General features: G+C 36.9%; 4 protein-coding genes and 1 riboswitch. Of the genes, 3 read left to right on the top strand and 1 reads right to left on the bottom strand.

The annotated features are described in order from the left end of the window. Positions 1-139: 139 nt before the first annotated feature. Positions 140-305: riboswitch (M-box (ykoK) riboswitch) on the top strand. 354 nt (positions 306-659) lie between these two features. From NSQ69_RS08190 to NSQ69_RS08200, 3 genes are all read left to right on the top strand, one after another. Further along, positions 660-1,385, top strand: coding sequence for a P-type ATPase (locus NSQ69_RS08190; RefSeq protein ID WP_002126507.1), 726 nt, complete (start codon positions 660-662; stop codon positions 1,383-1,385). 132 nt (positions 1,386-1,517) lie between these two features. Then, positions 1,518-2,384: a 5'-3' exonuclease gene (locus NSQ69_RS08195; protein ID WP_002126510.1), complete on the top strand. Its 867-nt coding sequence runs from the start codon at positions 1,518-1,520 to the stop codon at positions 2,382-2,384. A 337-nt stretch (positions 2,385-2,721) separates the two neighbouring features. Then, a complete protein-coding gene (locus tag NSQ69_RS08200; protein WP_001228051.1) occupies positions 2,722-2,862 on the top strand; it encodes an FbpB family small basic protein in 141 nt (46 codons plus the stop codon). A gap of 67 nt (positions 2,863-2,929) precedes the next feature. Here NSQ69_RS08200 and NSQ69_RS08205 read toward each other — a convergent pair whose 3' ends face one another. Continuing rightward, positions 2,930-17,962, bottom strand: a complete 15,033-nt coding sequence (locus NSQ69_RS08205) for a DUF11 domain-containing protein (protein ID WP_341099133.1) — start codon at positions 17,960-17,962, stop codon at positions 2,930-2,932. Positions 17,963-17,992: the final 30 nt, after the last annotated feature.

Raw genomic sequence — 17,992 nt, forward strand, 5'->3', positions numbered from 1 at the left:
ATTAATTTATGTAGCCGAACGCTGAGCAGGATGCGTATTAGTGTACTAAACTCGAGATAGTTATTGTAATAAGGAAAAGTTTCCATACAAAGTGTTGACATCTATTTTAAATAAGAGTAACATTTTCTATGTAATTATAATAAGTCTCTGTTAGGTGAGGCTCCTGTATAGAGAAATGCTACTGCCCAAAAATGTCGAGAGACGCCAATGGGTCAACAGGAATGATCGAATTAAGGTTTTTCTTAACGTAGCTGGTAATGAACCTATGCTATACAGTGCTAAAACTCGGCGAGGGAGAGGTCCATAGATTTCTAATTGTATTATATTAGGAATCGCTTATTTGTGTATGCAATGACCTTTGCTCTCTTATGAGTAAGGGTCTTTTTTGTTAGCAAGCTATGAGTAATTTCATAGTATAGATTATAACTAAAAAATTAAAGAGGAGGTGAGGAGCATGTCAAATTCTGACTCGGTTCCGTTACCCATATACTTCAAATCAAAAATATATGATGTAGGCAGGAAACGACTTGTTCCTCCCTCTATATTTATCATAATGTAGCGTTTATTCGAGTATTTAAGCGCTAGACACTTTCACAGTAAAGTGGATAAATTGAGAAACAAAGCGTTTCTTCCTATGTTGTAAAGGAGGAGACGATAATATGTTATATGTAAATAAAAGTGTGGGTAACACTTCGTATAAATTAAGTAAAAAAGCAATGAAAGAACAAACAATGCTTCAAAAAAATAAAGATTTATTAATTGAAATCGCAACAAGAGATGTAAAATCTGTATTTGCGTATTTTAAAACAACAAGAGACGGACTATCTATGAAAGAGGCACAAAAGCGTATTCAAGTATACGGCCGAAATGAATTAACTTCAAAAAGAGCGCGTATTGCGGAAGTAATGATGAAGCTAAGTGGAATGATCCCAGGTCTTTCAAAACAACATATGGGTGATGAATTACAATGTGAAACAGTTACTGTTTCTAGAGTAGCTGGCTGTAGCGTAACAGGGCTAAACAGTGAACTAAAAATGATGAAATTACCAGTACAAGAGCTTGTACCTGGAGATATGATTTTTCTTTCAGAGGGCGATACAGTGCCGGCAGATGTACGTATTATTTATGCAAATGATTTATTAGTAAATGAATCTATGCTGACAGGAAATAATGCTAGTATTGAGAAATTTGAAAGTTGCTATCATCTTGAACGTAAACGATTTATTCCATTAAAACGGATGAAAGACTATAATCCACTTGAACTTGAAAATGTATGTTTCAAAGGTACGTATATTGTTGACGGAAATGCAAAGGCTGTAGTTGTTTCGACAGGTAAAAATACGTATTCAGGAATACTTCATACTTGCTGCGGTAGAATGTCTTAATGTGTTAATGATGCTAAATATACAAAAACAATGTATAATAGACAAAGTTGAACAAAAACGTAGAATGGTAATCTATATATAACCTTACGTGATAACGTGAGGTTATTATTTTTTGTTAGTAGGAGAGGAATTATGAAAAAAGTATTATTAGTTGATGGTATGGCACTATTATTTCGTGCTTTTTACGCAACAAGTGTATATGGACAATTTATGAAACGACAAGATGGTACCCCGACGAATGGGATTCATGGTTATATGAAGCATTTATTAACAGCAATACAAGCAATCGAACCAACGCACATTGTAACGTGCTGGGATATGGGAAGTACGACATTTAGAACGGAATCTTTCTCGAATTATAAAGCAAATCGTGCAGCACCGCCGGAAGAATTAATTCCGCAATTTGATTTAGTGCAAGAAATGACTGCGAAATTATCTATGCCTGTAATCGGTATGAAAGGTTATGAAGCGGATGATTGTATCGGTACGCTTGCAAAACAATATTGCAATGAAGCGGAAGTTTATATTTTGACAGGTGATACAGATTTACTTCAACTTGTTGATACGAATGTTACAGTTATGCTTCTTCGTAAAGGAATTGGAAATTACGAGTATTACACACCGGAAAAAATCATGGAAGAGAAAGGTGTAGAACCTTGGCAAATTGTTCATGCGAAAGCTTTCATGGGAGATACAAGTGATAATTATCCGGGTGTAAAAGGTATTGGTGAAAAAACAGCGTATAAGCTGATTCAAGAATACGGGACAGTATCGGCAGTGCTAGAAAATATAGCATCATTAACGAAAGCGCAGCGCACAAAAATTGAAAGTGATTTAGAGAATTTAAATATCTCTTTACAATTAGCGCAAATTCATTGTGAAGTTCCAATTTCATGCTTATTAGAAGAAGGGTTACACACAATGGACGAAGAAAAACTACGCTTTGTTTGTAACGAAATGAATTGGGGAAGACCTGAAATATTAATTAATATGCTTTAAAGAGTATGGAAAGGTTGATCAAATATATTTTTGATTAACCTTTCTTTTTTTTGTTCACAAAGTTGTCAGAAAATAAACGGAATTTTCATATGAAGTTCAAATGGAATTCACAACAATCAATTATTATAAGGACACACAGATAAATCCTTATCCCGCATTAACGGGAGATAGGACTTCTATCTCAGTATTATAGCTGAATAAAGAGTGATGATGGAAGAGTAACTCCCTGTAAAAGCCCGATTGATGTAGGCTAATAATTAGTGAGGGTAAATCCTCTCATTGATTAAAGTTTCAAGTTATCTTTTATATAAACCATCCCCCAAGGAGGAAAATAAACATGCGAAAAAAAGTGAGAAAATCCTTTAAACAATTATTAATAGAAAATAAACAATCCCTACTAACTAATAAAGAGAATATGAAAGAAATTGAAGAACGGATTGAGAAACGACATGTAGCATATAGTGCTGCTAGTAATTGATAATTTTGTTTATGAAAAAAGCTTGTAGTTTGGATATTATCCGAACTACAAGCTTTTTCTTTTTTGATTAACGCCACCAAATCCAAGTCCAAAAGTAATTTCGTATATTTCGAGGAGTAATGCGTATGAAACGTTCACCGTCAAAGAAACAATTTAAATTTGGAAGTGTTTCATCTGGATTTTTTGGAATGAAGGTGACGATGTTTTCGTTACTTGTAATGGTTACTGTGATTGGTGGATCGGTAGGAGAGACTTGAAGTTGTAAAGAAACGTTTGCCGTGTTTTTAAATTCATTATTAATAGGTGGACTTATCACTTGTACTGTGAATAACACGATAATTGTTTCGTTCGGTTCCAAATTAGTAGCGACTAGGAAACCGATATTCGGATTCGCTAGTGGAGAGCGTTCCCCATTAATGAAGACCGTACCGTTCATAAATTGTAAACCTGCTGGAGTGGTGTCTTGTAATGAAATATTTGAAAGTGAAATCTCGGAAGTATTCGTAATACGCACTGTATAATCAAAATATTGGTTTAAATAAGCAGAGCTGACGGAAGCATTTTTTATCACTGCTGCCGTTATAAATTGAACTGGTATACGAACAATATTCGAATTGACAATGAAAATAATAATTGGATCCTGTGGTGTCAATTGGAAAGCAGCTGTAACTGTTGCGGAATTGATAATTGTACTGTTTGAAGGGATAGAAGTTACGAGAACTTTAAATGTTATAGTTGCTACTCCATCTGCCGATAAGGAACCAATGTTAATACCAGTGTCTGGTCGAATATTTGGAACCGGAGTACCGTTAATTGTTACACTGTTTTCTATAAATGTTGTACCAGCTGGAATCATATCTAAAACGGAAGTACTTACTGTAGGAATTGGGGAATGATTAAATACGTCTAGTGTGAATGTAATAATATCCCCTATAACGACAGAAGATTTGTCAGCATTTTTCTCAATGCGCACCATTGGATCAACGATCGTTGTTGTAACGGTATTTGTTTGCTTTGTAATTGTAATAGGTGGTTCATTCGGATCAATGGTAACAGTATAGGAAACAGAAGCGTCGTTATTGATAGCAGTTTGAAGAGTCGAAGAAGATATTGTTACTTGGAACGTAATGACAACAGATTCATTAGGAGCAAGGTTTCCTAATGGAATACCATTTTCAGGATTCGCATTAGGCTGATTGATCCCGTTAATCGTAACACTGCCAGTAATGAAAATTGTATCCACTGGTACGGTGTCTATGGCAAGAAGGTCTTCAATCGTTACATTACCGCTATTAGTAATTGTAATTGTATACGTTAAAGTTTGACTAGGTAATGCATTCGTGGCATTAACAGATTTTATGGCAACGACATTATCATTTTGGACAGTTGTTGTGACAGTATTTGTTGTAGTCGTATTTGTAACAGGTAAGTTATTTGGATTGACTATATAGTTAAAAGTAGTAATTGCTTTGTTGTTGAGTTCATTTGGTGTTGGAATAGAAGTTACAGTTACTTGGAATGAAGCGATGGCATCTCCACCTACAATTATAGTACCAATTGGTATGCCGCTTACTGGATTAACTCCCGGAACAGTTTCTCCGTTTACAATGACACTATTTTCTATAAACGTAGTACCTTGAGGAATAATATCTTGAATGACTACATCATCTGCTGAAACATTACCAGTTTGATTTAGTGTAATCGTATACGTTAACGTATCACCGACCGTTGCAAATGCAAGGTCAACAGTTTTATTGCTATTTAAATTCGCGTGATGAATTTCTGTTACGGCAGCTGATGAAATAATAGTTTCGGTAATAGGTGGCCTATCTGGTACCGTGTATTCATATTCAATTGTACTCGTGTTAGAGATTGGATTTGTTTGCGGAATGGAAGTAACCCGGACTTGGAATAGAATAGTTGCTGTCGTATTAGGCGGAATGTTATCAATTGGTATACCGCTAAGTGGATTGTCATTTGGCCGAGCGTTGCCATTCACAATAACACTATTCTCTATAAAGCTCGTATTTGCTGGAATGATATCAGTAACGATAATGTTTTCTACTTGTATATTCCCATTGTTTGTGATGGAAATTGTGTAAGGGATGATAGTTTGTAGGTCAGCGTATTGGATAGGCGTTGTTTTTGTTGCAATTACATTAGCAGAAATAACTTCAGTGAAGGTAATATTACTAGTCGATATTTGTTCTTCACCATTAATTGTATAACGAGAAGTGGATTGATTTTGAATACGACCGCTAGCTGGAAGAGCTAACACAGTAACGGAAAACGTGACTGGGATAGAAATGTTAGGAGCAATCGTTCCTACAAGTATACCGGCACTTGGATTGGCGTTAAGCTGAGGAATATTATTTACTAAAACGCTACCGTTTATAAAGGTTGTTCCATCAGGAATATTGTCTGTAAATACAACCGCAGTAGCATCCGTATTCCCTGTATTCGTTAAAGTTGTTGTATAAGTTAAAATGTCACCAATCGTTACAGAAGTCAAATCAACAGTTTTCAGTGAAACGATATCAGCGTCATTAATTTGAACGAAAGTAGTATTGGAAGTAGTAGATTTTTGAATTGGTGCAAAGTCAGGATTGAAAATAAAGTCGTAGACGATGTTTGCAGTATTAGGTGTTGGATTTACAGCAGGTAAATTCGTAACTGAAACTTGGAATGTTATTGTTGTCGATTGACCTGACGCGATATTAGGAATGGAAAAGCCGATATTCGGATCTGCTGCAGGAAGTACAGTGTTGTTAACTATTACACTTCCAGGAATAAATACAGTTCCATCCTCGATAGTATCTGTAAAAAAGATGGAGTTAGTTGTAGTCGATCCATTATTTTGAATGAATACTGTATATTCAATGGTTTCATCAATGTTAGCTAATACTTTATTAGAGGATTTTGTAGCGATAAGAATAGCATCAATAAATTGTATATTTGTAGTATTGGAAGAGGTCGTTTCTGAAATTGGTGGTAAGCTTGGGTCTGGTTGATACTCATAGTGAATGACGGCGATATTATTAATGTTATTTTGAGAAGGTATAGAGACTACATTTACTTGGAACGTAACAATAATCGTATTATTTGGAAGGATAATACCAAGATTGATACCGGTAATTGGATTTTCGTTAGGTCTTGGTATGCCATCTACAAGGATGCTATTTGGAACGAATGTGGTGCCAGCAGCAATTGCGTCAATTAGGAGAGTATTTGTAATAGGTACTGTACCAGCGTTTGTAACGGCGACTGTATATGTGATGATTTGACCGATGCGTGTAATGGATCTATTGGCGGATTTAATTGCACTAACATTTGCCGTCCGCACTTCCGTGTTTACTGCATTTGATAACGATCTACGCTGAATAATCGGAGAGCTAGGGTCAATTTGGTATTCGTACGAAGTGTCTGAAATATTAATGACTGTATTGCCGGACGGTATATTTGTAAGTTTTACTTGGAATGAAATAGTGACTGTTTCATTTGGTTGTATCGTGCTGAGAGTTACTCCGTTTTCAGGATTCGCGCCAGGCTGAATCACATTATTTATTGATAAGCTATCTTCAATGAATATAGTACCTTCTGGAATGTTATCAATAAACACGGTATTGTTAGCTGGAATGGTTCCTATATTTTGTAGTGTATTTGTGTAGGTAATAATTTGCCCAATTGATACGAAAGTTACATCCGCGCTTTTAACAGAAATAATATTTGCATTTTGAAGTGATGTTGTAACAATGTTAGAATTTGCAGAGCGATTCACCGGTGGAGCTGTAGGAATACTTACATATTGGTAATTTGCAGAAGATTGATTTACAATTTCGGTTTCAGTAGGTGGATTGTTTGTTTGCACTTGAAATAGTATCGTTTTGGAACTGTTTGCTGGAATTGTTCCAAGTGGTATTCCGTTTTCTGGATTTACACCTGGCTGCAGGACACCGTTAATTGTGACACTATCGGAAACGAATGTAGTCCCAGCTGGAATAGAATCTGTAAAAATAATATTTATCGCGTCAACATTGCCGATATTTTTCACTTCAGAAATATAAAGTATAGTTCCGCCAATATCTACAGTTATTGGATTGGACGTTTTTGTAATTGTCAATTGTGCTTGCACGAAATTTGTAATGACGATATTACTTGTAGATGTTTCAGTAATAGGCGGCTGGCTTGGATCTGGTTGAATTGAATATGTTGTATTGGATTGATTTGTAATCGATTCTTGCGAGAATGAATCGTTAATAAGAATTTGGAACGAAATAAGGTGAGTAGCGTTTGCTACTAGGTTAGGCAAAGCAACCCCTACATTTGGATTTGCACCAAGTATAGCTGTTCCATTAAGTGTAAAACTATTTTCTACGAATGTAGTCCCTTCTGGAATAGTATCTGAAAATATGAGATTAGTAGCTGGAATATTTCCGGTATTTTCTAGCGTTATCGTATAAGTCAAAATATCACCTGTTGTTGCTTGTTGTGCATTAACTGCTTTTAAAGAAAGAACATTCGCATCCGAAATTTGTGTGAAAGCTGGATTAGACGTAATTGTTCGAGAGATGATAGGAGAGGTTGGATCGGCGATAAAAGTATAGTCAATACGGGCTATATTAGAAATTGGATTCACGCTTGGAATAGATTGAACGATAACTTGGAATGTGACGGTGACAATTTCTGACGGCGCAACGGAGTTTAATGGTATTCCTACGTTTGGATCGGCACCTGGAACTGAAACGCCATTAATGGTCACGCTATTCGGAATAAATGCAGTTCCTTCTGGGACCAAATCTGTTAAAGTAACTGTATTTGCAGTTGTATTGCCGTTATTTTGAACGACTACTGTATAAGTGATTGTACCGTCAGTAGTTTGTACGAGAGAATCTGTATTTTTAATTGCGGATAACGATGCATCAACGACAGCTGTATTAACCGTATTAGATGAGGATGTTGCTGTAACTGGAGGTTGACTTGGATCGACAATATACGTGTAACTTGTAATTGCTTGATTTATAATCGCTCCTTGCGGTGGAATAGAACTTGCAAGAAATTGGAACGTAATAGTAGCAGAATCACCTGGTGCGATAATACCAACTGGAATACCGAGAGTTGGACTTGCACCTGGAAGTGAAATCCCGTTAAGCGTGACACTATTTGGAACGAATAATGCTCCTTCAGGAACACCGTTAATGAGTAATACAGAATTTGCAGGGAAGTTTCCAGTATTCGTTAATGTTGCTGTATACGTAATTATATCTCCGATAGATACGATTGCTCGATTTGCTTCTAAAACAGTTGTAACAGTCGCGTTATTAATTTGTGTTGAAGCGCTATTAGAATTTATCGTGCCTGTAACAGGAGGAGCTGCCGGATCAACAATGAATGCGTATTGAATAGATGCAACGTTTGTAATTGGGTTTGAGGGTGGAGTAGATGTGACTATGACTTGGAAAGTAACAGTTAAGGAACTGTTCGTACTAACGGTTCCGATATTAACTCCGTTATTTGGATTTGCCCCTGGAATGATACTTCCATTTACAGAAAAGCTATTTTCAACAAAGGTCGTTCCAGCTGGAATAAGATCTGAGAAATTTACATTCGTAGCGTTTGTATTGCCGCTGTTTTGAATCAAAACTGTATAAGTGATTGTGTCTCCGATATTCGCAAAGGCTGTATTAGCAGTTTTTACAGCTGAAAGTATTGCTGAATTAATAGAAGTAACGAAGACGTTCGTCTCCACATTGCCAGGCTGAGCTTGTAATGAATTGCCTACGTTATATTGGAAGTTAACAAATCCTAAGTTTTGGAGTTCAGGTGTGAAGGTTGTTGGATTGCTTACGATTTGCACTTGGAACATAATTGTTACGATTTGATTTGGAGTTATTGTATTTATGCCAACACCGTCAATGATAGAAGCGGATGGTAATGAAGTGCCATCAACAATGACTGATCCTGCAACAAATTGTGTCCATGTCGGTATAGGGTCTGAGAAAACAACGTTGTTAGCAGAGATATTTCCTGTATTCGTAATAGTGGTTGTATACGTAATCGTATCACCGATCGTTGCAAAAGCTTTATCTCCTATTTTAATAGTGTTTAAAATTGCACTTTCAATTTTTGTTGTAACGCTATTAGAAGTAATATTCTTTGAAACAGGTGGATTAGCCGGATTAACGATATGCTGGAAGCTAACGCTAGCTTGATTGGTAATTGGATTTATAGGCGGAATTTCATCGGCACTAATATGAAATGTTACGATGACAGACTGGTTTGGCGCGATATCACCAATTGGAACGCCTGTAATTAGGTCTACATTTGGGATGGTAGTTCCGTTAAGTGTAAAACTATTCGGTTCAAAGGAAGTTCCGTCTGGAATTAGGTCGGTAAAAATAACACTCGTCGCACTAACATTTCCGCTATTTGTAATCGTAACTGAGTAGACAATATCTTGCCCAATATCTACTGTTTCCACATTTGAATTTTTTTGTGCAGTAAGGATAGCGCTATTAACTTGTGTTGTCGTTGTATTAGATTGATTAGAGGTTGAAATGAACGGCTGATCTGGATCAACAATATAACGGTAAGTGGTAAGAGCCGAATTAGAAATAGGATTGTTGATTGGGAGGGTTGAAACGATGGCTTGGAATGTGACGATTGATGTGTTTCCACCATTAATTGAACCGATATTTACACCAGTAGATAAATCAGCGTTTGGAATGGTTTGCCCATTAACTGTGAAACTGTTTGGAACGAAACTTAAATTGCTATCAAGTATATCGATAACGGTAACATCAGTAGCAGCCACATTCCCGGTATTAGGAAGGTTAAGTGTAAATGTTATTGTATTACCAACATCCGCAAAAGTAAGATTTGCTGTTTTTGTGCTAATAATATTTGCGTTGTTTATTTGAAGAAGTGTAGTGTTGGAGCTAGCTGTATTCGATACCGGCGGATTACCTGGATCAACAGTAAACTCATATGTCGTTGATGCTGTATTCGGTGCTGGATTAATAGGTGGAATGCTGTTCACTGTAACTTGAAAGACGATACTATATATTTCATTTGGTGGAAGTGCTGCAAGTAATACACCTGTATTTGGATCCGCATTAGGTTGTAAAATGCCATCGACAGTTAATGTGTTAGGAACAAATGTGAGTCCACTTGGTAATACATCTGTGAATACAATATTAGTTGCATCCGTATTGCCTACATTGGCAATAGAAGTAGTGTAAAAAGCAGTTTGCCCGACATCTGCAAAGGATAGACTTTCATTTTTCGTCATAGATAATATAGCTTCTCTAATTTGTGTTGAAACAGGATTACTAATTGAAGTTTCTGCATCAGGCGGTGAGACTAATTGATACGATGTTGATGAGAAATTTACAATTGGGTTTTCGGTTGGTAATGACGCCACGTTTACTTGGAATGAAACAGTTACTGTAGACCCAGCTGTTATAGGCCCAATATTTACACCGTTCGATGGGTCCGCACCACTTTGAGAAACCCCGTTAATAGAAAATGAGTTTGCAATAAATGTAGTTCCGCTCGGCATTGTATCTGAGAAAATAACATTTTGTGCGGATGAGTTTCCATTGTTTGTTAAAGTAACAGTATAGGTGAGTGTGTCTCCAATACGACTAAAGGATTTATCGACTTGTTTTAATGAAAGAATGGTAGCTGTGTTAATTGTAGTGAACACTGTGTTTGAAGTAACATTCCTTGAAACAATAGGGGCATTAGGGTCAGCGATAAATGTGTAAGAAGCACTAGCCGAATTGGCAATAGGATTTTGAACAGGAGTAGAAGTAGCGGTAACTTGAAATGCTATTGATATTGAGTTGTTAGGAGCGATTGCTCCAATCGTTATACCTGTATTAGGATTAAGACCAATTTGCGTGATGCCATCTATTGTAACGCTATCAGTAATAAACGTTGTACCATCTGGTATAAGGTCAGTGAAAGTAATATTAGTTGCGTTTGTATTACCACTATTCGTTAAAATTGTCGTATAGGTAATGGTATCACCTAGCGTTACAAGTGTTTGATCGACTGATTTAATTATCGTAATCATAGCATCTAATACAGGGTTTGTAACAATATTCGTTGAAGTAGAAGTAGTAGCAGGAGCTCCGTTTGGATCAACAGTATAAGAATATAAAATTGTATCGTTACCCATAATCGAGCTTGAAGGGGGAACAGAAATAACATTTACTTGGAAAGTAACGGTTACTGTTTCACCGGGTGCGATATTTGGTAAATTTACTCCAAGTGCTGGTTGCGCACCAGGTTGCTGAACTCCATTTACTGTAACTGAATTTGGTATGAATGTAGTGCTAGCTGGAATAGCGCTTGTGAATGTTATATTCGTTGCTGCTGTATTCCCTGTATTTGTAATAGTAGTGGTATACGTAATCGTATCTCCAACAGACACTATAGATTTATCAGCACTTTTTGTTGTAGTTAATATTGCACTATTTATTGTCGTAGTAACGGTATTAGATGAAACGGTTTGTGTTATAGCGGGTTGACTTGGATCAACAATATGCTGAAATTGTATAGAACTAGAATTAGAAATTGGATTTATACTTGGAATGTTTGTAACAAGTACGTTGAGAGTAATAATGGCCGTTCCACCTGGATTTATATTTTCAATCTGTATCCCGCTAGCTGGATTTCCAATTTGCTGTGTACCAGAATCGCTTGTAAGAGTCCCGGAAATAAATGTCGTTCCATCAGGCAAAATATCCGTGAAAATTATATTTTGTGAAGTGACATTTCCAGGGTTATTTAATGTAATTGTATAAGAAATTGTATCGCCGATCGTTGCGAAATTTTTATCCGCGGATTTAACTGCTACAATTTCCCCGGAATTTATTTGTGTCGAAACAGAATTGGATGTTGTACTTCGTGAAACGAGTGGTAAATTAGGTCCTGTCATAAATTGGTAATTAATAGAAGCACCGTTTACAACCGGTGAGTTTGGTCCCCCAGGCCCAATTGTGAAAATTGGATTTGGAATACTAACTACTTGCACGCGGAAGGTGACGTTTATAAAATCTCCTGCAATAATATCTCCAATTGGTATCCCATTCGCTGGATTTACTCCAGGTAATAAAACCCCACCTACTCGAACGCTATCTTCTATAAATACTGTATTATTTGGAATCGGATCTGTAAAAATGATATTAGTAGCAGTCGTGTTCCCTATATTGTCTAATAAAACAGTATACGTTAAAAATGAATTTCCAGGTGCTACGTCAGAAAAGATACGATCCACACTTTTCGTTGCTTGAATGATTGCTTCATTTATTTGAACTAAGACCGGATTACTAGTAGCCGTTTCTGTAACAGGCGGCTCGGTAGGGTCAACAATGATAGAGTATGTTGTACTAGATTGGTTCATCGTAGGGTTTGAAGCTGGTATTGAACCGACAATGGCTTGGAAACTAATGGTTGTCGTTCCTCCAACTGGAATTGGGTCTAAAGGAATCCCGCTATCTGGCCTAAATCCAAGTTGTGGGATGGTATTAATTTGTACGCTATCAGGCACGAATGAAAGTTCAGGTGGTAATATATCTATAAAAACAGGTGTATTTGCAGTTGTATTTCCACTATTGGTAAGGGTTGTTGTATACGTAATTGTATCTCCAACAGCAGCAAATGCACTACTCGCAGTTTTTGTTGCGATAACGGAAGCAGTATTTACTTGTGTAAAAGTTTTATTGGATTTAACTGTTCGTGAAACAGGTGGTTCATTAATATCTACAATAAAACTATATTGAACCGATGATTTATTAGGGATTGGATTAGGATTTGGAATCGTTGCAATGTTTACTTGAAAGCTGAGTATAACTGATGCATTTGAATTTATGTTACCGATATTGATACCATTTTGTGGATTTGCATTAGGAATGGTTGTTCCATTTACTGTAAAACTATTTGGAATAAACGTTGTACCATCTGGAATTAAATCTGTAAAAATAACATTGTTTGCGGTAGTGTTACCGGAATTAGTAATGGTGGAAGTGAAAGTAAGTGTATCTCCAATAGTAGCGAATGTTGAATTGACAGTTTTATTTATAGATAGAGTAGCATCAATAATTGGAGTAACCGTTGTGTTTGTAATTGTACTACCAACAGCAGGTGATTGGTTTGGGTTCACTGTATATTCATAATTTACAAGGGCATTATTTGTTAATGTGCCACTAGGCGGTATCGCTAAAATTTGTGCTTGAAAAGCAATAAATACAGTATTACCTGGTGGAATATCTGCTAAGTGAATACCAAGTGATGGATCTAATCCTGGTTGTGGAACATTATTGATAGTTACGGAGTTTTGGATAAATGAAGCTCCTGCGCCAAGCCCATCCGTTAAAACATTTGCACTAGCAGGGATATTACCTGTGTTTGTAACTGCAATCGTATAGGTAACGATATCTCCAATTGCAGCTGTCGGTTTATTCACTGATTTAGTAGCGACGATCGTAGCGTTATTAATTTGAGTTGTTATTACGTTACTTAACGCATTGGCAGATGCAGGAGGTAAGTTAGGATTTACGACATATTGGTACGTTGTATTACTTTGGTTCGGGATTGGATTTGTACTAGGGATGGAATTTACTATTACTTGAAATGAGATTGTTGTATTTGTATTGGGGTTTATTGGATCAATTGCTACGCCATTTGCTGGATTTATATTAGGGAGTGTAGTACCATTTACTGTTACACTATTTGGAATAAATGAAGTCCCACTTGGAATGGCATCTGTAAATACTATATTTGATGCAAGTGTATTCCCGTTATTTGTTAAAGTAGTCGTGTACGTAATAATATCATTTACGTTAGCAAACTGTTTATCTGCAGATTTTGTAGCGGCAATTGAGGCGTTATTAATAGTTGTCTGTACCGTGTTAGAAGCCACCATCTGCATTACAGCTGGCTTGGATGGATCGTACGTATATTGGAATGTTGTGCCTGATTGATTCGTAATCGGATTTACAGCAGGGATAGTTGGTACAAGAACCTGGAATGCAACGGTTCGTGATGAATTCGCTCCTATCGTACCGATAAAAATACCATTAGCAGGATTTGCATTTGCTATAGGGACATTGTTAATCGTTACAGTATTAGGAATGAACAGGGTACCCGCTGGAATGATATCTGTAAACGATACATTAGAAGCAGGGATATTCCCGTTATTTGTTAAAATAGTCGCATATAATATGACATCACCAACATCAGCGAAATTTGTACTCGTTAGTTTTGTAGCAACAATATTAGCAGTATTAATTTGTGTAGTTACTATATTACTAGTAGCGTTTTTCACAACAACAGGTAAATTTGGATCAGCGATAAAGTTATATTGAAGTGAAGCGCTATTTTGAATTGGATTTGGTGAAGGTAGCCCATTTGCACTTATTTGAAAAACAATCGTTGTAAAACCACCTGCAGGAATGGAGCCGACTTGAAGGCCGGTACTTGGGTCTGCACCTAGCTGTAAAGCGCCACCTATAAAAATACTATTTGGTACGATAGTGGTGCCGGGAGGGATTATATCGGTAACAACAACATTGTTTGCTGTAGTATTGCCAAGGTTAGCTAAGGAAATTGTATATGTGATTGGTTGCCCGACATCGGCAATAGTTAAATCTACCTCTTTGACAATAACTACATTTGCTAAATTAATTTGTGTACTTACAGTATTACTTAAAGATGTTTCTATAATTGGTGGATCACCTGGATTTAGAACGAAACTATACTGTGTACTCGATGAATTAGTTGTTGGATTTTGGGCTGGTAAAGCAGTGACAGTTACTTGATAAGAAACGGTAATTAATCCGCTAGCAGGAATAGAAGGTAACAGGACACCGATATTTGGATCTGCATTGTTTTGCAAAACGCCATTAATAAGAAAAGTATTTGGAATAAAGGTAGTACCATCTGGATTTATATCTATGAAAGTAGGATTATCAGCAGAAACGCTTCCTGCATTCGTTAAAATAACGGTATAAGTTAATATATCTCCAACAGTAGCGAACTCTCGATCCACTGATTTTGCCGAAATTACATTTGCATCATTAACTTGGATAAATGTAGTGTTTGTAGTTGTGTTTGTACTTACAGGAGAAGCGTTTGGATCAACGATAAAGTTATAGGAGATGGAAGCGCTATTCAAAATAGGATTAGGATTTGGAATACTAGTTATTAATATTTGGAATGAAGCTGTAATTGTAGTATTAGCATTGATGCTACCAATATTGATGCTAGCCGGTGTTGCGCCCGGCTGAGTAACACCGTTAACTATAACACTGTTCGGTACAAAGGAAGTGCCATTCGCAATGGAATCGGATAGTAATACATTGTTCGCTGTAACATTTCCATCGTTTGTAAGAGCAAAGGTGTAAGTTAATACATCTCCAACTTCCGCAAACGTTTGACTTACAGATTTATTAGCATGAAGATTTGCTAGTCTAATTGTTGATGTAACAGAATTAGAATTTGCAGTTTTTGAAGTTGGTGGCAGGCTTGGATTTACAGTGTAAATATAAGAGGCGAAAGCGTTATTAATGATAGGGTTTTGTGCAGTAATGTTAATGACTGTTACTTGGAAGGATAAGGTGAAAGTAGCTCCACCAGGAATTGTGCCGATAGGTAAAGCAACGAGAGAATCTACATTTTGCAAAACTCCGTTGAGCGTTACAGAACCTAATGTTAATATCGTTCCATTTGGAAGTGGATCTGTTAGTTGAACGTTATTGGCGGCCGTATTTCCACTGTTTGTAATAAGGATTGTATAACTTATCGTTTCGCCAATTGTGGCAAATTGTTTATTTGTAGACTTTGTTAATGTTAAATTCGCATTGTTAATTTGAGTAGTAACGACGTTAGAAGAAATGTTTTTCATAATGGGTGATTGGCTAGGGTTAACGGTGTACTGATAAGAAGCGCTTGATCCGTTAGATACGACATTTGACGCGGGTATTGTATTAACTACTACTTGAAATGAAACACTTTTGGTTGTGCCAGTTGCGATGGATCCTATGTTCACACCATTAGCGGGATTAGCGCCAACTTGTGTTGAGCCATCTATTGTTAAACTGTTTAGGACAAAAGTTGTTCCTGTAGGAATGACATCTGTAAAAATAACATTGTTCGCATTCGTATTACCTGTACCTGTAAAGGCAACAGTGTAAGTCAGTGTATCGCCAATATCTGCATAGTTTTTATCTACTGCTTTCGTCATTGTTACAGTAGCATTATTCACTTGAGTGGAGACAATATTTGTCGTATCAGTTCCACTTACTGCCGGCTGATTTGGTACAGGAATGTATTGATATGTTGTTGTACCACTATTTAATATTGGATTTGTTTGGGGGATAGAAGGAACGAATACTTGAAAGGAAATAGTAGTAGTAGAATTTGCAGCAATAGATCCAATTGATATACCATTAGCGGGATTTGCTCCAGCTTGAGTAACTCCGTTAACAGTTACACTCCCTGGAATGAAAGTAGTCCCGCTAGGAATCGGATCTGTATATATAACATTAGTTGCAGCGATATTTCCTATATTAGCTAAGGCAATACTGTAAGTTAATGTTTCACCAATATCGGTAAAAAGTTTGTTAACTGATTTTGTGCCATTAATATCTGCGAGGTTAATTTGTGTTCCTGCAGAGTTACTTGTTGCAAGACCGTTAAAAGTCGTTCCTCCGGCAATCGGTGTATATTGAAATGTAATATTCGCAGTGTTAGAGATAGGATTTTGACTTGGAAGAGAAACGACAGTCGCTTGGAAAGCTACTGTACGAGAAGAGCTATTATTAATTGTCCCCAGAGATATACCGGCGACCGGATTTGCGTTTGTTTGTGGTACGTTATCTATCGTTACGCTTCCAGGTATAAAGGAAGTACCGTTAGGGAGAACATCTGTAAAAGTAACGTTATTTGCAGGAAGAAGCCCGGTGTTAGGAACAGTAACTGTATAGGTTAGAATATCTCCAATTGTAGCGACACTTTTATTCACGCTTTTAGTTGCTTGTATATTAGGTGAGTTTATATTGATTTGTAAACCGACTGTATTTAACATATATGCATCCCCGTTAGTAGTTAAACGAATTGAGGCAGATACTTGGGAATTTGTTAAATAAGGAGAAATATCAATGGAAGTAATGTCCCATCCTTGTCTTCCAGCGGAGATATTTGTACTTGTAGAGGCACTCTGGTTTCGCGTTCCAAATGTACCAGTTGTATCTAAGTTCCCTGCAGCATTATTAATTTGAGAACCGAAGAAATTATTAACAGCATTATTTGGCCCAGATAATGCATTTAATGAACTGAAATTTGGTCCAAATAAAGCTTGATCCCCAGTTAAATCAGCATCCCCTTCAGTAGAACTTAAAAATAATCTCCCGCTTACAGGTCCCCCGGCAGGTGTTAAAAACCCTGAGACAGATACATCTGCACTACCGGTTTCTACAGAAACGCGGTTACCAGCTACGTAAATTGTTAAATTTCTTGCGGGTAAGGAACCGTTTTGATAAGCGACAATAAGCGTCCATCCTGCAGAATTAATGGCTCCATTAGAAGCGTCTAAAGGATCTACAAGTCCAGGAACAGAACCTGTTGTATAAGATCCAGATCCAGCAGCTTGAACGAGTGACGTTACATCCGCTGATCGTGTGTAAAATCCAAATGTGACAGATCCAGAAACGAATGTTTGATTTGAAGCTGTAACAGCCGAAGGGGTAATTGAGTATGTTGACACAGGTGTTGTAAAAGAAACGGGGTTTCCTAATACACTCGTAATGTTTTGATCCCGAGATAAATAGTTTCCACCCCAAACGAGTTCTGCGTAAAGAATAGTACTACCAGCAGGGATATTCAAAATAGCGGTAGAACTATTTTGTGTATAGTTTAACGTTGTACCTGCAGGAAAAGTAGGTACTTGTAAAGCGGTATTCGTAGTTACGAATGCACCAATTGCACCGATTGTACCAGCACGGTTTAGATTGCTAATTTTACTTAAACCTAGTGTGTTTCCTGTAATAGCGAGTGCGCCGTTAGTGGTGGTAGAAAATCGATTCGTAATGGGCATGTTGTCACCTCATTTACAATATGGTCTTGG

Source organism: Bacillus sp. FSL R10-2201 (assembly GCF_038008665.1).
GTDB classification, from domain to species: Bacteria; Bacillota; Bacilli; order Bacillales; family Bacillaceae_G; genus Bacillus_A; species Bacillus_A mycoides.

What these genes read in the sequence shown, in the direction of transcription:
- NSQ69_RS08190 (WP_002126507.1), top strand. Translation starts at nt 660, where the DNA reads ATGTTATATGTAAATAAAAGTGTGGGTAACACTTCGTATAAATTAAGT.
- NSQ69_RS08200 (WP_001228051.1), top strand. Translation starts at nt 2,722, where the DNA reads ATGCGAAAAAAAGTGAGAAAATCCTTTAAACAATTATTAATAGAAAAT.
- NSQ69_RS08195 (WP_002126510.1), top strand. Translation starts at nt 1,518, where the DNA reads ATGAAAAAAGTATTATTAGTTGATGGTATGGCACTATTATTTCGTGCT.
- NSQ69_RS08205 (WP_341099133.1), bottom strand. Translation starts at nt 17,962, where the DNA reads ATGCCCATTACGAATCGATTTTCTACCACCACTAACGGCGCACTCGCT.